This is a genomic window from Spirillospora sp. NPDC048819, assembly GCF_040650055.1.
In the GTDB taxonomy this organism is placed as follows: Bacteria; Actinomycetota; Actinomycetes; order Streptosporangiales; family Streptosporangiaceae; genus Spirillospora.
On sequence record NZ_JBEZGN010000028.1, the window covers coordinates 89,712 to 109,184 of the forward strand.

Sequence of the window (19,473 nt, forward strand, 5' to 3'; positions counted from 1 at the left end):
CCTAACCATGCAATGGGTGCGCGGGTATGAGCCGCCTCACTGCAACCGGGAGAGAAGTCCCGCCACGGTAGGCGCCTCCATCAGGGTCGCGATCTTCAGGGATGCGCATCCGGGCTCCCTCCTGATCCGCCGGACGAGTCTCATGGCCAGCAGCGAATGGCCGCCGAGATCGAAGAAGTCGTCGTCCGGGCCGGCCTCGGGGACGCCGAGCTCCTCGGCGAAGATCCGGCACAGGACCGCCTCCAGTTCGCCGCCGAGCCCCGCGTCGGTCGCGGCCGTGTCAGCGGCCACGGTCTCGGCCGTCACCGCACGGGCGGTCAGGACGGAGGGAAGCGCGCCGACCCTGATGCCCGGATCGGCCGCGACCGCCTCCAGCAGAGCGATCAGGCCGTCCGCCATGGCCTCGATCGTGTCCCGGTCGAACAGGTCGGCGGAGTAGTCGACGATCAGCCCGAGCGTGTCCGTCCCGTCGCGGGCGTCCGTCCCCTCCCGGAAGATGAAGTCGAGGTCGAACTTCGCCGCGCCCGGCCCGAACAGCGCCTCCCGCTGCTCCAGCCCGGGGAACCGGACGTCGCCGACGCCCTGGTTCTCGTACCCGACCATCACCTGGAACAGCGGGTTGCGGCCGGGTACGCGGCGGGGGCGCAGCGCCTCGACGACGGCCTCGAACGGCAGGTCCTGGTTGGCGAGGCCGGCGAGGTCGGCCTCCCGGACGCGGGCGAGCAGCTCGGTGAACGCGGGGTCGCCGGACACGTCCGCGCGCAGGACGAGCGTGTTGACGAAGAAGCCGACGAGGTCCCGCGCGGCCTCCTCGGTGCGTCCGGCGACGGGGCTGCCGAGGGGGATGTCGTCCCCGGCCCCCATGCGGTGCAGGAGGGCGGCGACGGCGGCCTGGCAGACCATGAACATGCTGGCGCCGGCGTCCCGCGCGACGCCGCGCAGCCGCCGCGTCAGGCCGGGCGGCAGGCCGGCGGCCAGGGTCCCGCCGCGCTGCCCGGCGGTGCCGGGGCGCGGCCGGTCCACCGGCAGCGGGATCTCCTCCGGGACGCCCGCCAGCGCGCGCACCCAGTGGTCGAGTTGCCGGGCGTGGACGCTGCCGGGGTCGAGCGGGTCGCCGAGCAGCTCCCGCTGCCACAGCGTGTGGTCGGCGTACTGGACGGGAGGCGGCTCCCACGCGGGCGGCGCCCCGTCCAGCCGCGCCGTGTACGCCTCGGCGACGTCGCGGGCGAACGGCCCGAACGACCACTCGTCGAACGCGATGTGGTGGAACACGGCGAGGAGCAGATGCTCGCGCTCCCCCTCGGGGAACACCGCGACGCGCAGCGGGATCTCCTTGCCGAGGTCGAACGGCCTGGCGATGACGTCCTCGGGCGCGCACGCCGCCACCTCCAGGACGGGACGCGCCTCCTCCGGGCCGAGGATCCGCTGGTAGGGGACGCCGTCGTGCTCGGCGAAAATCGTCCGCAGGCTCTCGTGCCGGGCGGTGACGTCGGCGATCGCGGCTTCGAGGGCCGCGAGGTCGAGGTCGCCGCGGAGCCGGACGGCGAGCGGCAGGTGGTAGGCGTGGCGCGGCCCGTCGTCCTCGCGGAGGAGCTGGTCGAGCATCCACAGGCGGCGCTGGGCCGACGACAGCGGGATGCGGCCGGGCCGCTCCCCCGGTTCCAGGACGGGCCGTGCCGCGGCGTCCGCGCCGGCGTCGCGGTGGACGCGTCCGGCCAGCTCCGCGACGGTCGGCGCCTCGAACAGGTCGCGGATCGCCAGTTCGGCGCCGAGCACCTTGCGGGCCCGGCCGATGAGCCGGGTCGCCAGCAGCGAGTGGCCGCCGAGGTCGAAGAAGTCGTCGTCGACGCCGGCGCCGGGGGCGTCCAGGACCTCGGCGAACAGCGTGCACAGCAGCCGTTCGACGGGGGTGCGGGGTGCGCGGCCGCGGCGCTCCCGGCGCGGCCCGTCCCGCCCCGGGTCGGGGAGGGCGCGGCGGTCGAGCTTGCCGTTCACCGTCAGCGGCAGCGCGTCCAGGGTCATGATCACGCTCGGCACCATGTAGCCGGGCAGCCGCCCCTTCAGCGCCTCGCGGACCCGCCCGGAGAGGACGCCGTGGTCGCGTGCGGCGACCGGGTCGTTGGCGTAGGACGCGGGCGCACGTCCGGGCTCGGCCGGCGGGGCGGCCGCTCCCCCGCCGAACACGGCGTCGTAGCACCCGATCCGGTCGGACGGCGTGAGGACCGCGTCCGGATGCCGCGCGCACAGCGTCTCCGGCTCGATTCCCTCCGGTGACGCGGCCAGCGCCTCACGGGCCTCGTCCGGGGAGCCGCCGTCCCGCAGGGTTCGCAGCGCGGCGACCTCGCCGGACAGGCGCGGGTCGGGGACGCCGCGCACCCGCAGCGGACCCGCCGGCCTCGCCTCCAGGTCGTCGAGGGTGGTCCAGTCGACGACCGGTGTCTCCGGTGCCGGCGGCACGGACTTCCAGAGGACGACGTCGTAGCGGTGCCGGGTCAGCTCGTTGTGGTGGACGCCGCGCTTGGTGAGCACGTCGACGCGTGCGGGACCGTCCAAGGCGGTGAAGAACGCGGGGTCGAGCAGCAGTTCCTTCTCCATCCGGACGGCCCGCTCGACCGCGTCCAGGTCGCCGCCGCCGCGTCCGAGCTGGATCGCCGTGTGCAGGCAGCGGACGGTCCGCAGGTCGCGGACGTCGCCGAGGAACAGCGCCCCGCCCGGTGCGAGCAGCCTCATCGCCTTGCCGATGACGTCCTGGAGGTAGCCGGGGCCCGGGAAGTACTGCGCCACGGAGTTCACGACGATCGTGTCGAAGTGCCCCTCGGGCAGGCCGTCGGTGTCGTGGGCGGGACGGTGGCTCAGCCGAACCGGCGAGTCCGGACCGAGGTCGAGCCATCCCCGGGCGGACGCCCCCTCGGAACCGCCGGCGGCTTCGCCGAGATCTCGGTGGAGCTTCGCGATGACGGGCTCGGAGAAGTCGGTGCCCCAGTACTCCTCGCTCTCGGGCGCGAGACGGGTGAGGATGAGGCCCGCGCCCACGCCGATCTCCAGGACGCGGCGGGGCCGCAGGGCGCGGATGCGCTCGACGGTCGTCTCACGCCATTCGCGCATGTCGTCCAGCGGGATCGGGGCGCCGTCGTAGCTGCTGTCCCACCCGGCGAACTCCTCCCGGTGGACGACGGTGCCGACCTCGGTGTACTCGGCGTCGTAGATCTGCCGCCATTCGGCGAGCTGCTCGTCGGCGGCGCCCTCCCGCGTCCCGTCCGGGACGATGTAGCCGATGAGGCGCTTCACCCCGGCGACCGCGGTGTCGGCGGCGACGACCGCGGCCTGCCCGACGCCGGGTTCGGCGGCGAGCGCGGTCTCGATCTCCTCCAGTTCGACGCGGTAGCCGCGGATCTTGACCTGGTCGTCGGTGCGGCCGAGGAAGTCGATGTTGCCGTCGGCGCGGACCCGCACGAGGTCGCCGGTCCGGTACATGCGCGACCCGGGCGGGCCGGACGGGTCGGCGACGAAGCGCTCCGCGGTCAGGTCGGCGCGGCCGAGGTACCCGCGGGCCAGGCCGGCGCCCGCGATATATAGCTCGCCGGGCGCACCGGGCGGCACGGGACGCAGCCGCCCGTCGAGGACGTACCCGCGGGTGTTCCAGATCGGCTTGCCGACGGTCGGGGTGGCGCTGTCCTCGGTGCCGCCGCCGAGCGTGTTGATGGTGTACTCGGTCGGGCCGTACAGGTTGTAGCCGAGGACGCCGTCGGCCTGCGCGAGCCGTTCCCACACCGACGCCGGGACGGCCTCGCCGCCGAGCAGGACGAGCGGCGGCCGGTGCTCGCCGTCCAGGAGGCCCTCGTCCAGGAGCTGCTGCGCGTACGTCGGCGTCACGTTGATGACGTCGATGCGGTGCCGCCGGAGGTAGGCGGTGAGCGCCTCGGCGTCGCGACGCAGGTCCTCGTCGCAGACGTGCACCTCGTGGCCTTCGACGAGCCAGAGCAGTTCCTCCCACGACATGTCGAAGGAGAACGACACGGTGTGCGCGATCCGCAGCCGGCGTCCCGCGGACTCCACCACCGGGTCGAAGATGTTGGCGCGGTGGTTGAACTGCATGTTCGTGAGGCCGCGGTAGGGCGTCACCACTCCCTTGGGACGTCCCGTGGAGCCCGACGTGTAGATGACGTACGCGGGGTGGTCGAGGCGGCCGGGCGTGCCGGGCGCGAAGCCGGGGAGCTCGTCCGGGGCCGGGTCGGTGCCCGGCAGGGCGGCGAGTGCCCGCGCGGTCTCCGGGTCGTCCAGCGCGAGCGTCGTGCCGGAGTGGGCGAGGCCGGCGGCGATGTCGCGGTGCGAGACGAGGCAGGCCGGGGCGGCGTCCCGGAGCATGTAGTCGAGCCGGTCGGCCGGGTAGTCGAGTTCGAGCGGCAGGTAGGCGGCGCCCGTGCGCAGGACGGCGAACAGCGCGACGACCGTCTGCGCGGACCGCGGCAGCGCGAGCGCGACGACGCGTTCGGGGCCGGCGCCATGTGCGAGCAGGAGCCGGGCGAGCCGGTTGACCTCGGCGTTCAGCTCTCCGTAGGTGAGGCGGACGCCGGGCAGGGACACGAGGGCCGGGTCGTCCGGCTGCCGCGCCGCGCGTTCCGCGAGCAGTTCGGCGACCGTCAGTTCCGGGACGGGACGCCGCGCCTCGTCCCATTCGCGGCGCAGCCGGTCGTGCTCCTCGGGGACGAGCAGGTCCAGGCGGTGCCACGGCGTCCCGGGCGACTCCGCGAGCGCCTGGAGCACCTGCACGTACCGGTCGGCGACGCGTTCGGCGTCCGCCTCGGCGAACGCGTCGCCCCGGTACATGACGCGCAGCGCCGCGCCCGGCTCGACCACCATGGTGATCGGGTAGTGGGTGGCGTCGCGGACCTCCCGTCCGAGGACGCGGAGGTCGCCGTCCGGGCCGAACCCGCGGTCGGTGGGCATGCCCGGGAAGTTCTGGAAGACGAACAGCGTGTCGAAGAGCGTGCCGAGGCCGGTGGCGCGCTGGACGTCGGCGAGCGCGACGAACGCGTGGTCGAACAGCTCCGACCGGGCGGCCTGGACGCGGTCGAGGACGTCCGCGAGCGCGTCCGCCGGGCGGGCCCGCACCCGGACGGGGATCGTGTTGAACAGCAGGCCGACCATGGATTCGACGCCGTCCACGTCCGGGTGGCGGCCGGACACCGAGGCGCCGAAGACGACGTCGTCGCGTCCGGTCAGGCCCATCAGGACCAGTCCCCACGCGGTCTCGAAGAGCGTGCCGGGCGTGACGCCCGAGTCGCGGGCGGCGGCGTCGAGCCGTTCCGCGAGTCCCGGCGGCAGCGCGCGGTGCACCTCCCCCGCCGCCGTGAGGTCGGCGGGCCGGCCGACCAGTCCCGGGCGGACCAGGGCGGGTTCGTCGAAGCCGTCGAGCGCGCGGCGCCACGCCTCCACGGCGGCGGCCTTGTCGCGTCCGGTCACCCAGTCGAGGAACGCGCGGAACGGCGGGACGGGACGGGCGGCCTCGGCGGCGGCGTCGGTGTAGGCGCCGAGCAGCGAGGTGACGAGGAGGCCGCCCGACCAGCCGTCCAGCAGGATCAGCTCGGAGGTCAGGATCAGCCGGTGGTCGTCCGCGCCGAGGCTCGCGAGGGCGAACCGGATCAGCGGCGGCTCGGCCGGGGCGAACGGCTCGGCGCGCTGGGCGTCGACGAACGCGTCCAGGTCCTCCGGGGCGATCTCGGCGTGCGTCCACGGGACCTCGAAGTGGTCCGGGACGAACTGCACCGCGCGGTCGCCGTCCGTCCGGAACCCGGCCCGGAGGTTGGGGAACTTCTCCAGGACGGCGCGCGCCGCGTCCGCCATCCGGCGCGGGGCGACCGGCCCGGACAGCGTCACCACGGCCTGCTGGACGTAGATGTCGCGGCCCTCACCGGCCAGCATCAGGTGGAAGAGCAGGCCCTCCTGGAGCGGCGACAGCGGCAGTTCGCCGGGTGCGGCGGTCTCCGGGGCGGCGCGCCCGGGGGCCGGGGCGGGAGCGGCCGCCGCGGCGAGGGCCTCGACCGTCCGCAGCCGGAAGACGTCCCGGACGGTGAACGACAGGCCGGCGCGGCGGGCGCGGGCGACGAGGAGCGCCGCGCCGATGCTGTCCCCGCCGGTGCGGAAGAAGTCGTCGTCGGCGCCGACGTCGCCGCGGCCGAGGACGGTCGCGGCGAGGCGCGCGAGGACGCGTTCCGGTTCGGTCGCGGGCGCCCGCCCGGCGGGGGGCCGCCCCGGCTCGGGCAGCGCGCGCCGGTCGACCTTGCCGTTCGGGTTGAGCGGAAGCTCGTCGAGGACGACCAGCTCGGCCGGGACGAGGTAGCCGGGCAGCAGGCCGCGGAGCCGGTCGTCGAGCACCTCCGCGTCGACGTCGCCCACGACGTACCCGACGAGCCGGGACCCGTGCGCGGCGACGGCGGCGGACCGGACGCCGGGCTGGGCGGCGAGCACCGCCTCGACCTCGCCGGGCTCGATCCGGAACCCGCGGATCTTGATCTGCGCGTCGGCGCGGCCGAGGAAGTCGAGTCCGCCGTCCGGGCGGCGCCGCACCCGGTCGCCGGTGCGGTAGAGGCGGGAGCCGGGCGGGCCGAACGGGTTCGCGACGAACCGCTCGGCGGTGCGGGCGGGGTCGCCGAGGTAGCCGCGGGCCAGCCCGTCGCCCGCGAGGTACAACTCGCCGACGGGGACCTCGCGCAGCGCGGAGTCCAGAACGTGCGCGCGGGTGTTCGCGATGGGGACCAGTCCCCCGGCCCCCTCCTCCCCGGGCAGGGCGATCAGGCTGTCACCGGCGGCCTCCGAGCACCCGTACAGGTTGACCAGCCGGGCCGGGACCCGCGCGGCCAGCGCGGCGGGAAGCGCCTCGCCGCTGCTGACCCAGGTCGTGACCGACGCGGGCAGGCCGTTGTCCACCAGCGCCGACAGCAGGCTCGGGACGAGTGTGACGAGCCCGGCGCCGTGCCGTTCGATGAAGGCGGCCAGCGCGACGGCGTCGGCGGCGGTCGCGTCGTCGGCGATGACGACGGTGTCGCCCGCGACGAGGCCGCCGAGCAGCTCGGTGGTGCCGTCGATGAACGCGGGCGAGCTCTTGGCGACGCGGACGCCGGGCTCGGCGAGGTCCGCGCCCCAGGCGAGCCGGTTGGCGAGGGCCCGCTGCGTGCCGGCGACGGCCTTGGGCGTCCCGGTGGAGCCGGACGTGAAGATGACGTAGGACGGATGGCCGGGCCGGATATCGGGCCGTGCGCGGCGCGGCGCGGCCGGCGGCGGCTCGTCCCGGCCGAGGACCAGCAGCGGCCGGACGGCGTCCAGCATCATCTCGACGCGGGCGGGCGGATACGCCAGGTCGACCGGCAGGTAGGCCGCGCCCGTCTTCAGCACGGCGAGCAGCGCCACGGCGAACTCGTCCGAGCGCGGCAGCGCGATCGCGACGACCTGCTCGGGACCGGCGCCGGCGGCGGCGAGCCGGTCGGCGAGCGCCTCGGCGCGGCGGTCGAGTTCGGCGTAGGTCAGCTCGGTGCCGCCGAACACCACGGCCGTCTTGTCGGGTGTGCGCGCGACCTGCTCCTCGACGAGGGCGGCGACCGTCCGCACGGGGAAGTCGCGGGCGGTGCCGGGATGCTCGACGGCGGGTCCGAGCGTCGACAGCCTCCGCTCCGGGTCGGCGGTGACCTGCGCGAGCAGCTCGTCCAGGCCGTCCAGGAGCCGCCGCACGGTCTCGGCGTCGAACAGGTCGGCGGCGAACGCGGCGAAGCCCTCGACCTCCTCGTCCCCTTCGGCGAAGTACAGGTCGAGGTCGAACTTCACGCCGCCGGTCTCCGGCAGGAACGGCTCGGCGCGCACGCCCGGCAGCGCGAGGCGCACGTCGTCCAGCCGCTGGTGGACGATCATCACCTGGAACAGCGGGCTGCGGGCCAGGGAGCGTTCGGGGGCCAGCCGGTCCACCACCCGCTCGAACGGGACGTCGGCGTGGGAGAACGCGGCGAGGTCGGCCGCGCGCACCCGGTCGAGCAGTTCGGCGAACGCCGGGTCGCCGGACAGGTCGGTGCGCAGGACGAGCGGATTGACGAAGACGCCGACCAGGTCGGCGAGGTCCTCGTCGGAGCGTCCCGCGATCGGCGACCCGAGCGCCACGTCGTCGCCCGCGCCGGACCGCTGGAGCAGCGCCGCGACGGCGGCGTGCAGGACCATGAACACGCTGGTGCCGGTGTCGCGCGCCAGCCGCCGCGCCCCGGCGGCCGGGAGCCGGAACGGGACGAGGCCGCCCCGGTGGCCCGCCTCCGCCGGACGCGGCCGGTCGAAGGGGAGGACGGTCTCCTCCGGCAGCCCGGCGAGGGTCTCCGCCCAGTGGTCGAGCTGGGCGGACGTGTCGGGCGCCGCCTCCCGCTGCCAGGCCGCGTAGTCGGCGTACTGGACGGGCAGCGGCTCCCAGCCGGGTTCGCGGCCGTCCCGCCGGGCCTCGTAGGCGCGTGCGAGATCGGCGAGCAGCGGCGTGAACGACCATTCGTCGGCGGCGGCGTGGTGCAGCAGCAGGACCAGCGACCATTCCGCGTCGCCCGTCCGGACGAGGGTGCCGCGGACCGGCAGGTCCCGGCCGATGTCGAAGACGTGCGCGGCGGCGTCCCGCTCGATGGCCGCGCGCCGCCGCGGCGTCTCGGACCGCGCGTCGACGACCGCGAGGCGAACGGGGACGTCCGGTTCGAGGATCCGCTGGACGGGCAGGCCGTCCGGTCCTTCGACGAGCAGCGTGCGCAGCGCCTCGTGGCGGGCGACGACATCGGCGAACGCGGCGTCCAGCGCGGTCTCGTCCACGGGGCCGCGGAGGCGCAGACCGAGCGGCAGGGCGTACGAGGCGGAGGGGCCGCGCAGACGCTCCTCCAGCCACAGCCCCCGCTGCGCGGCCGACGCGGGGACCGTCTCGGGCCGTTCGACGTCGCGGACGCGGACCCCGCCGGCGGCGACCAGCCTCGGCGCGAGCGCGGCGACGGTCGGCGCCTCGAACACGTCCGCGATGGACAGCGACCCGCCGAGGACGGCGCGGGCCTTGGCCGCGACGCGGGTGGCGAGCAGCGAGTGGCCGCCGAGGGCGAAGAAGTCGTCGTCGATGCCGATCCCCTCGACCCCGAGCAGCTCCGAGAAGATCGCGCAGAGCGCCGCCTCCCGGGCGTCGCGCGGCGCCCGCCCCGAGAGCCCCCTTGACGACCGCAGGGCCTCGGGGGCGGGGAGCGCGGCACGGTCGAGCTTGCCGTTGACCGTCCGGGGCAGCGCGTCCAGCGCGATGAGGGCGGACGGCACCATGTACTCGGGAAGCGCGTCGGCGAGCGCGTCCCGCAGAGCGGCCTCGTCCAGGTCGCCTTCGGGTACGTAGTAGCCGACGAGGCGGGGCTCGCCGGGACGGTCCTCGCGCACCACGACGGCGGCCTGCGCGACGCCCGGCCGCGCGGCGAGGACGGCCTGCGCCTCGGCGGGCTCGATCCGGAACCCGCGGATCTTCACCTGGTCGTCGGTGCGGCCGAGGTACTCGATGGTCCCGTCCCGGCCGCGCCGGGCCAGGTCGCCCGTCCGGTACATGCGGGAGCCGGGCGGGCCGTACGGGTCGGCGACGAACCGCTCCGCCGTCAGGTCGGGGCGGCCGACGTAGCCGCGGGCGAGCTGCGCGCCCGCCAGGTACAGCTCGCCGGGCACACCGGGCGGGACGGGACGCAGCGACGCGTCCAGGACATGGGCCCGGGTGTTCCAGAACGGGCCGCCGATCCCGGACGCGGGCAGGTCCGCGGACGTCGCCCAGATCGTCGCCTCCGTCGGCCCGTACATGTTGGTCGCGAGCGACGCCGACGCCTCCAGCGTCTCGGCGAGCGCCGCGGGCAGGGCCTCACCGCCGACCAGCACCCGCAGCCCCTTCAGCGCGGCCGGGTCGAGCGTCCCGAGCAGCGACGGGGTGCCCTGCACGACGGTGGCGTCCTCCAGCAGGACGGCGAGCGCGGCCGGGTCGCGCACGGCCCGCCGGCCGGCGAGCACGACCGTCGCGCCGCTGATCAGCGGGGCGAACAGCTCCAGGGCGGCGATGTCGAACGCGATCGTCGTCACCGCGACGAGCCGGTCGCCCGCCCCGAGGTTCAGCTGGGAGCGTGTGGTGAGCAGGAAGTTCGTCAGCGCGCCGTGCGGGACGGCCACGCCCTTGGGACGCCCGGTCGAGCCGGAGGTGTAGATGACGTAGGCGAGGTCGTCCCGGCGCGGTTCGGCGGACGGCGCCGCTGGCGCGCCCTCGGCCTCGCCACCGAGAACAATCTCGCCACCGAGAACAAAGAGGCTTGTCGTCTCGGGCAGCAGGCTCGCGGTCTCGTTGGTGACGATCGCGCAGAGGGGCCCGGCATCGTCCAGCATGTAGGCGAGCCGGTCGGCGGGATGGTCCAGGTCGAGCGGCAGGTACGCGGCGCCCGACTTCAGGACGCCGAGCAGGGCCACCGCCAGGTCGGGCGTGCGCGGCAGGGCGAGCGCGACGACGCTCTCCGGCCCGGCGCCCCGCGCGCGGAGCTCCGCCGCGAGCGCCGACGACCGCGCGTGCAGTTCGCCGTAGGTGAGGCTCTCCTCCCCGCTCTCGATCGCGGGGGCGTCCGGCGTGCGCGCCGCCTGCCCCTCGAACAGCGCGACGACGTTCGCATCCGGAACGGGATGGGCGGTGGCGTTCGCGTCCTCGATCAGGGCACGCTCGCCGGCGTCCATGACCTCCAGCGCGCCGATCGGGCGGTCAGGGTCGGCGAGCGCGTCCTCCAGGAGCGTTTCCAGGTGGCCGAGCAGCGCGTCGATGCGCTCGTCGTCGAACAGCTCGCGGCGGAACGTCGCCTCGACCGTCATGCCCTGCGGCCTGACGAACGCCTCCAGCGACAGGTCGAAGTGCGTGGTGCCGTTGTGGACGTGCGTCCAGCTCGACGCGACACCGGGCAGGTCCAGCTCGCCGATCTCCTGGGCGAGGAACAGCAGCATCGTGTCGAAGAACGCGGAACGTCCCCTCCCCCGGGCCGGCCGCAACTCCTGGACGATGCGGTCATAGGGCAGGGACTGATGCGCGAAACCCTCGGCGCACGTCCGGCCGGTGCGGCGCAGGGCCTCCCGGAACGTCGGCGCGCCCGACAGGTCCGTCCGCATCACGATCGTGTTGCCGAAGTTGCCGATGAGCCGCTCGATCTCGGCGTGCTCCCGGTTCATCACCGCCGACCCGATCGCCACGTCGCAGGCGCCGGTGTAGCGGTGCAGGAGGACGGCGTACGCGGCGAGCATCACCGTGAACGGGGTGACGTTCTCCTCGGCGGCGAGCTTCTTCATCCCCTCCGTCACGGCGTCGTCGAAGAGCCGGGCGCGGCGTCCGCCCCGCTCGGAGACCACGGCGCCGCGCGGACGGTCGGCGGGCAGGTCGAGGGGCGCGGGCGGCGGATCGAGACGCGAACACCAGTACGCGAGGTCGTCCTCGGCGAGCGGCCGCCGCTGCTCCCACTCGGCGTAATCGGCGTACTGGACGTCCAGTTCGGGCAGCCCGTGCGGCTCCCCCGTCAGGGCCGCGCGGTAGAGCGCCGACAGGTCGCGCGACAGCGAGCCCCACGTCATGCCGTCCCACGCGATGTGATGCACCACGAGAACGAGCGCGTGCTCGGCCTCGTCCCCGGCCTCGTCTTCGTCCCGGCCGAGGCGGAGCAGTTCGAGCCGGATGGGCCGCTCGTTCCGCAGGTCGAACGGCATCGCCGCCAGTTCCGCCGCCCGCGCGCCGGCGTCCGAGCACTCGACCGGCGGCAGGTCCAGCGCATCGTCGTCGCCGACGACCTGCGCGGCACCGCCGTCCTCCCGGTCCGCGTAGGTCGTCCGGAGGACGGCGTGCCGCCTGATCAGCCCCCGCAGCGCGTCGCGGAGCGCGCCCGTGTCGAGCTGCCCGGACATGCGGACGAGCAGGCAGACGTTGTAGGCGGGGCTGTCGGGGAACGTGCGGTGATGCAGCCACATGCTCTGCTGCGCGTACGACAGGGGGGCCGGTCCGCCGGATCCTCGTGGGGTGAGCCCGGCGGTGTCCGGTCCGAGCCCCGCCTCGGCCATCATCCGCCGCATCAGTTCGCGCCGCCGTGCCGTCGTCGTCTGCTCCTGCACGCTCAACTCTTTCGTTGTCGGCTTCTTCGTTCGTTGTCGGCTACTTCGTTGTCGGCTTCGCCACCGCCGGTTAGGTTAGCCTTGCCTATGAAAATCACACAAGGTTAGCCTTACCTAAGTTGGGACGTTCCGGCCCGCGAAAGGGAGTTGGCTGCCTTGTCGTCTGCTCTGAGCACTGATGCGACACTCACCGAGCTGGTGGTCGAGTACACCTCGGACCCCCTCGCGCTCATGTCCCGACTGGCCGGATCCGGGCTGTTCGACGACTACGTCGTATACGAGAGACCCGGGTCGTGGACGTTCGCGGGCGGCACACTCGGCGAGGTCGTCCTGGACGCCGAGACCGTCCGCGCCCACTGGCCAGGCCGGCCCCCCGCCACCCGCACCTGGACGGGACGTCCCGCCGACGCGCTCCACGGCACGTTCGCCGAAGCACCGCTCCCCACCTGGACCGCGTACGGCTGGATCGCGTTCGAGTTCGCCGCGCCCCGTCCCGCCGGGCGACTCGCGCACCTGATCGTCCCCCGCACCGAAGTCCGGATCGAGGACGGCCGCGCCACCGTCACCGGCGTCGACACGGGTGAGACGGAACAGGTCGCCAAGCTGCTCACCGACGCCGGCGCACCGTCCGCCGGCGCGCCGTCCCCGGTCGGCGTCCGAGTCGACGGCGACCGCTACCGCGCACAGGTCGCCGAGGCCGTGGCCGAGATCAACGCGGGCCGCTACCAGAAGGTCATCGTGTCCCGGCGGCTGGACATCTCTCACCCCGTCGACGTCGTGTCGACCTACGTCCGGGGCCGACGCGCGAACACCCCGGCGCGCTCGTTCCTTCTCGACCTGGGCGGCTTCCAGGCCACCGGGTTCAGCCCCGAAGTCCTCGCGAGCGTCGACGCCGACGGCCGCGTCATGACACAGCCGCTCGCCGGCACCCGCGCCTTCGGGCTCGGCGCCGACACCGACGCGCTCACCCGCCGCGACCTGGAGACCGACCCCAAGGAGATCTACGAGCACGCCGTCTCCGTCCGCACCTCACAGGACGAGCTGTACCGCGTCTGCGACCCTGGAACCGTCCAGGTCACCGGCTTCATGACCGTGAAGGAGCGGGGCAGCGTCCAGCACCTCGGCTCCAGCGTCAGCGGCGTCCTCGCCCCCGGGCGCACCTCATGGGACGCCCTGGACGCCCTGTTCCCCGGCGTCACCGCGTCCGGCATCCCGAAGCCCGAGGCGATCGAGGCCATCACCCGCCTGGAGGAACGCCGCGGCCTCTACTCGGGCGCCGTCGTCGCCGTCTCCCACGACGGCGCCCTCGACTCGGCCCTCGTCCTGCGCGCCCTCTACAGCGAGGACGGCCGCGCGTGGCTCCGCGCAGGCGCCGGCATAGTCAGCGCCTCGACCCCGGACCGCGAGTACGAGGAGACCTGCGAAAAGCTCTCCAGCATCGCCCCCCATGTAGTCCCGCTCAGCTGACGATCACGGAGCCCGGTCAGGTGCGGCGGACGGGGAGGGTGCGGGGGCCGCGGACCTGCCCCGCGGACCACGTCACGGCGGACGGGTCGTCCAGGGTGAAGGCCGGGATCCGTTCGAGCCACACTTCCAGGGCGACGCGGAGTTCCATCCGGGCCAGGTGGGAGCCGACGCACCGGTGGATGCCGAGGCCGAACGCGGAGTGCCGGTTGACGTCGCGGTCGATCACCACCTCGTCCGCCCGGTCGAACTGCGCCGGGTCGCGGTTGGCCGCCGGGAACGACAGCAGCACCCAGTCGTCGGCCTTCATGTCCACGCCGCGCCAGTTCATGTCCTGTTTGACCAGCCGCGCCATCGTGACCGGCGCATAGGCGCGGAGGAACTCCTCCATCGCGGCCGGCAGCAGGCCGGGGTCGGCGACGAGGCGCTCGCGGTCGGACGGCGTCTTCGCCAGGTGCCACAGCGAGGCGCCGATCGCGCTCCACGTCGTGTCGATGCCGGCGATGAGCAGCAGGGCCATCGTCCCGGCGACATGGGAGGGTTCGAGCCTGCGGCCGTAGATCTCGGCGTCGATCAGGTACGTGGTGAGGTCGTCGCGCGGGTTGGCGACATGGTCGCGGATCTGGGCGTGCAGATAGTCGAACAGCTGCTCCATCCGCTCGATGCGCTCCTCGGGCGGCAGGTTGACGCCTTCGAGCGCGTTCTCGACGAACCGGCGGAACCGCGGCCCGTCCTCCTGCGGGAAACCGAGCATGTCCGCGATGACCCGGACCGGGATGTGCTGGGCGTAGTCGTGCGCGGCGTCGACGACGTCGCGGCCTTCGAAGGAGTCGATGAGCGCGTGGCAGAACGCCCTGGTCGCCGGCTCCAGCCTCCCGACGGCGGTCTTGGTGAACGCCGGAAGCAGCAGCCCGCGGGCGTCGCGGTGGAACGGCGGGTCGGACGAGATCGGCGGCACGCCGCCCACCGGCGCGATCTCCCGCGGCGGCCGGAAGTTGCTCATGATGATCGACCGCGACGAGAAGTGCTCGGTGTCGTAGGCGATCGCCGCGACGTCCTCGTGCCGTGTGGGCAGCCAGCCGCCGCCGAACCGCTCGGTGCGCGCGAACGGGCAGCGCCGCCGCAGGTCGTCCTGGATCGGGTACGGGTCGGCCGCCCACTCAGGTTCGAGGTGGGAGAAGTCGGTCGTCCAGTCCGCGACGGGGCCGGTGATGATCTCGTTGCGGACGCCGAGGGGACGGCTCTCGCGCATCTCTTCGAAGCCCTTGTCGAAGCGGTCGTCGGCGGCATGTCCGGAGGAGCGGGCCATGTCATGTCTCCTTGAGGTCATGTCTCCTTGAGGTCATTTCTCCTCGAGGATGTAAATCGCCCGCTCGGGGCAGTTCGCGACCGCGCGGCGGGCGTCCGGTTCCTGGTCCGGTGTCACGGTCCCGTCACCGAGGACCGTCCCGTAGCCCTCTTCGTCGTCGCCGAACAGGCCGGGCGCAAGGTCGTAGCAACGGCCGTGTCCCTGGCAGCGGTCGGGGTCTATCTGCACTTTCACTGGGTTCCTCCCGTCTGTGCCGTGGAGCCGGGCGGCGCAAGCGCGGCCGCGATGCGGGCCAGGAGCGCGGACCACTCCTCGTCCCCGACCGCGTGCAGGTCCGGCGTGACGAGCGCGCTGCCCACCCCCAGCAGGAGGCACAGATGGGCGAGCGCGTTCGGTGAAACGGCGGCGTCGAACTCGTTCCCGGCCTGCGCGATGCGCACCAGCCCGGCGAGCCGGTCGCCGCGTTCGCCCACATAGTCGCGCATCGGCCGGGCGACGTCCTCGTCGCGGCGGGCCGCGACGAGCGCCTCCACGATCAGGTATTCGCGGACGTCGCGGCGCCGGGGAAGCCACCGTCCGGCGGTGAGCAGCAGCTCGGTGACCGGACGGTCCGGCTCGGCGGCGAACAGTTCGTCGAGAAGCCGCCGCCCGTGCGCGCGCAGAGCCGCCACCAGCAGCTCCGCCTTCGAGTCGAAATGCGCGTAGAGCGCGCCGTTGCTCACCCCGGCGGCCCGCGCGATGTCGGCGACGCGCGTCCCGTCGTACCCGTGCTGCGCGAACCCGTCGGCGGCGGCGCGCAGCAGCCGCTCCCGGGTCTCCGCCGCGGTGACGCCCGCGATGCGTCCCATGATGGAATTAAAAGACCGTTCATTTGATGGGTCAAGGGCGCAAGGGTGCGCCTAAGCCCCCGGCCCCAGCAGCCTTGATCATGCTTCACCCTGCTGAAATGACTCTGCCGGTTCCGGATACGGTTGACGACGGCCGCCAAGGAATGCGGCGATCGCATCCTTCGGTGTGCACCGGCGTGCGCGCGTACCGGTGCCCGATGATGTTCGACCTTCACCGCCGTTGAGGACCTGTCATGCCCCAGTCGTACCCGCGCCACGAGCCCGCCGCCGGGCCCGCCGAGTCGCTGCGGGAAATCGTCGCGGATCAGCGGCTGGACGATGCCCGGGTGTGGCTGGAGACGAGGCAGCCGCATGTGATCGCCGATGAGCTCGCACGGATGGGCGACGTCGGCGCCGGGGTCGCGTTCCGGCTGCTGGACGAGGACCGGGCGCCGGCGGTGTTCGGGGAACTGGAGCCGGTCGACCAGCAGCAGATCCTGGCGGGGTTGCATGACCGCTTCTTCCTGGACCTGGTCGAGGGCATGGACCCGGACGACCGCGTCCGGATGCTGCGGGAGACGCCGGCCGGGGTCGCCGAGCGGGTCCTGGCGGGGTTGAGCCCCCACGAGCGGCGGGTGACCTCCGCGCTGCTGGAGTACCCGGAGGGTTCGGCCGGCCGCTACATGACTCCCGAGGTGGTGGCGCTGCCGCAGGAGCTGACCGTCGAGCAGGCGCTGCGGACCGTGCGGGAGGAGGGCGCGAACGCCGAGACGGTGTACACGCTGCCGGTGGTCGACGCCGGGCGGCGCCTGACCGGCATCGTGGAGCTGCGCGAACTCGTCCTCAACCCGCCGGACATGATGGTCGCGGACCTGGTGGTCACCGAGCCGGCCACCGCGTACGCGACCGACCCGGCCGAGGACGCCGCCCGGCTGATGACCGAGACCAACGACATGAACCTGCCGGTCGTCGACGGCGACGGCCGGCTGGTCGGGCTGCTGACCTTCGACGACGCGGTCGAGGTGATCGAGGCCGCCGACACCGAGGACTTCGCCCGGCAGGCCGGCACCGCCCCGTGGACGGGTCACTACATGGCCGCCTCGGTCTGGCAGCTGGCCCGGTACCGGGCGCTCTGGCTGAGCCTCCTGCTGATCGCGGCGACGCTCACGGTCGGCGTGACCCGGGCGTTCGAGGCCACCCTGGAGCAGGTCGCCACGCTGGCGCTGTTCATCCCCATGCTCATCGGGGCGGGCGGAAACGCTGGCGCCCAGGCCGCCACCGCCTGCGTGCGCGCGCTGGCGGTCGGCGAGGTCCGCGGGTCCGATCTGCTGAAGGTGGTCTGGCGCGAGCTCCGGGTCGGTCTCGTCCTGGGCTCGCTGCTGGCCTTGTTCGGCCTCGTGGTGGGGACGCTGTTCGTCGGCGGGGACGTCGCGGCGGTGGTCGGCATCACCCTGGTGCTCATCTGCGGGTGGGCGGCCACCATCGGCGGCACCATGCCGCTGCTGGCCAAACGGCTGCGGATCGACCCGGCGGTCGTCTCCGCCCCGATGGTCACCACCTTCGTGGACGCCACCGGCCTGATCATCTACTTCCTGACCGCGAAGGCCGTCCTGGGCATCTGACGGCACGGCCGCCCTCTCCCCCACGTCCCCGGAGGGGAGGCTGTGGCGTCGAACCAGCCGAAAGTACGGTCGCCGCCGGCGCGAACCGTGCTTTGGGCCGGTGACCCGGGGTGGCGCCGTTACCGACGATGCCGTCATGTCGCATGAGAATCCGATCCCGGTGCTGCACGCCGAGGGATTGACGAAAAGGTACGGCCGCCGGGAGGCGTTGAGCGGAGTCGATCTCCGCGTTCCGGCCGGTCGCGTCGTGGGGCTGGTGGGTCCGAACGGGGCCGGCAAGTCGACGCTGCTGAATCTGGCCTGCGGGCTGCTGCAACCCACGTCCGGCTCCCTGCGCGTCCTGGGGTCCCGGCCGGCGGCGGACGCCGCGCACCTGGCCAGGGTCGGGTTCGTGGCGCAGAACACCCCGGTGTACCCGTCGTTTAGCGTGGCCGACCATCTGCGTCTGGGCGCGCGGTTGAACCCGTCCTGGGACCGGGGCCTGGCCGAGCGGCGCATCGCGCAGCTTGGGCTGAACCCGGACCAGAAGGCGGGACGGCTGTCGGGCGGTCAGCGCGCGCAGCTGGCGCTGACGGTCGCCGCCGCCAAGCGCCCCGAACTGCTGATCCTCGACGAGCCCGCCGCCGCGCTGGACCCGCTGGCGCGCCAGGCCTTCCTGGTGAACCTGATGGAGTTCGTCGCGGAGCTCGGAGCCGGAGCCGTGCTGTCATCGCACCTGCTCGGGGACATCGAGCAGGTCTGCGACCACCTCATCGTCCTGTGCGGCTCGCGGGTCCAGGTCGCCGGCGAAGTCCGCGACCTGCTGGCCGGCCATCACCGGCTGGTCGCGCCCCGCGGCGAGCTCGGCCGGCTGCCCGCCGGCGTCGAGGTCGTCCGCGTGGAACACGGCACCCGGCACAGCAGCGCGCTGGTGCGCGCCGACCTCCCGCCGTCGGAGATCCCGTTCCGGGACGGGCCCGTCACGCTCGAAGAGCTGGTGCTCGGTCACATGTCGCGGGCGAACCCGTCCGCCGCCCAAGCCGCCGCCGCGGCCGGGGAGGGAGGGCGATGATCTGGTTGAACTGGCGGCAGTTCCGGCTCCAGTCGCTGGCCGGCGCGATCGGGCTCGCCCTGATCGCCGGATACCTGCTGTACCTGGGCATGGACATCCGGGACGCCTATGACGCCTACCGGTCCCGGTGCGCCGACCCCGCAAGCTGCGCGCAGGCCGGGAGCCAGTTCCAGAGCACCTACAAGAACACGCTGCTGTTCCTGGCCGCCGGGCTCGGGCTGATCCCCGTCATCATCGGCGTGTTCTGGGGGGCGCCGCTGATCGCGCGGGAACTGGAACTCGGCACCCACCGGCTGGTGTGGAACCAGAGCGTGACCCGAGGCCGCTGGCTGATCGGGAGGATGGCGTTCGTCGGCCTGGCGGCGATGATCCTGCCGGGCCTGGCCGCCCTGCTGCTCACCTGGGCGGCCTCCCCTTACGACCTGGTCGCCTCCGACCGGTTCGGGACGCTGGAGTTCGGTGCCCGCGACATCGTCCCGATCGGCCACGGCTTCCTCGCCTTCACGCTCGGCACCGCCGTCGGCCTGTTCGTGCGCCGGACGCTTCCGGCGATGGCCATTACGGGCGTCGTCTTCCTCGTCGTCCAGTTCACCGTTCCGAACCTGGTGCGGCCGCACCTCATGCCGCCGGAGAAGGCGACGCTGCCGATGACCGTGCAGACCATCAACCAGGCCAGGAACCTCGGCAGCATCACCGGCACCCCCGTCATCGGCGGCCTGCGGGTGCCCGGCGCACCCGACGCGTGGGTCAGCGAGACCAGCCCGCTGCGCACCGCGGACGGGCGGACGGTCGGCGAGAGGACGTTCAACGACTGCCTCAACACCCCGCCGACGACCGGCGCGGGCCGCACGTTCGGGGACGCCGCGGTCTGCCTGTCCGAACTCGACCTGCACGTCGACATCGAATACCACCCCAGCAGCCGCTACTGGCCGTTCCAACTCGCCGAGACGGGCCTCTACCTGGTGGCCGGCGCACTCCTCACCGCCATCGCGCTACGGCGCGTCAGGCGAGCCTGAGGCAACCGTGCTCACTGATTCCCGTCCCGGCCGACATCCG

Annotated in this window: 8 protein-coding genes; 4 read left to right on the top strand and 4 right to left on the bottom strand. The window is 73.7% G+C overall.

The features are described from left to right. Nucleotides 1-36: 36 nt before the first annotated feature. The gene (locus AB0C35_RS31090; RefSeq protein WP_358463563.1) at nt 37-12,144 is read right to left on the bottom strand and encodes an amino acid adenylation domain-containing protein; all 12,108 of its coding nucleotides are present in this window, start codon (nt 12,142-12,144) and stop codon (nt 37-39) included. A gap of 156 nt (nt 12,145-12,300) precedes the next feature. On the opposite strand from AB0C35_RS31090, the gene AB0C35_RS31095 reads away from it, so the two are divergent. Further along, entirely contained in the window at nt 12,301-13,611 is a 1,311-nt protein-coding gene (locus AB0C35_RS31095) for a salicylate synthase (protein WP_358463566.1), read from the top strand. Nucleotides 13,612-13,627: 16 nt separating this feature from the next. On the opposite strand, the gene AB0C35_RS31100 is transcribed toward AB0C35_RS31095, so the two are convergent. Genes AB0C35_RS31100 through AB0C35_RS31110 form a run of 3 tightly spaced genes read right to left on the bottom strand, consistent with a single transcriptional unit; the run spans nt 13,628 to nt 15,765 of the window. Continuing rightward, on the bottom strand, nt 13,628-14,917 hold the full coding sequence (locus AB0C35_RS31100; protein WP_358463569.1) for a cytochrome P450: 1,290 nt from the start codon (nt 14,915-14,917) through the stop codon (nt 13,628-13,630). Between the two features lie 33 nt (nt 14,918-14,950). Next, nucleotides 14,951-15,151: a ferredoxin gene (locus AB0C35_RS31105; protein ID WP_358463572.1), complete on the bottom strand. Its 201-nt coding sequence runs from the start codon at nt 15,149-15,151 to the stop codon at nt 14,951-14,953. Next, a complete protein-coding gene (locus AB0C35_RS31110) occupies nt 15,148-15,765 on the bottom strand; it encodes a TetR/AcrR family transcriptional regulator (RefSeq protein WP_358463575.1) in 618 nt (205 codons plus the stop codon). Before AB0C35_RS31110 ends, AB0C35_RS31105 begins: the two co-directional genes overlap by 4 nt. A gap of 233 nt (nt 15,766-15,998) precedes the next feature. On the opposite strand from AB0C35_RS31110, the gene mgtE reads away from it, so the two are divergent. The 3 genes from mgtE to AB0C35_RS31125 all read left to right on the top strand — a co-directional run bounded on the left by mgtE (nt 15,999) and on the right by AB0C35_RS31125 (nt 19,433). Next, on the top strand, nt 15,999-17,366 hold the full coding sequence (gene mgtE, locus AB0C35_RS31115; RefSeq protein WP_358463578.1) for a magnesium transporter: 1,368 nt from the start codon (nt 15,999-16,001) through the stop codon (nt 17,364-17,366). A gap of 136 nt (nt 17,367-17,502) precedes the next feature. Next, nucleotides 17,503-18,417, top strand: a complete 915-nt coding sequence (locus AB0C35_RS31120; protein ID WP_358463581.1) for an ABC transporter ATP-binding protein — start codon at nt 17,503-17,505, stop codon at nt 18,415-18,417. Further along, nucleotides 18,414-19,433: an ABC transporter permease subunit gene (locus AB0C35_RS31125; protein WP_358463584.1), complete on the top strand. Its 1,020-nt coding sequence runs from the start codon at nt 18,414-18,416 to the stop codon at nt 19,431-19,433. Before AB0C35_RS31120 ends, AB0C35_RS31125 begins: the two co-directional genes overlap by 4 nt. Nucleotides 19,434-19,473: the final 40 nt, after the last annotated feature.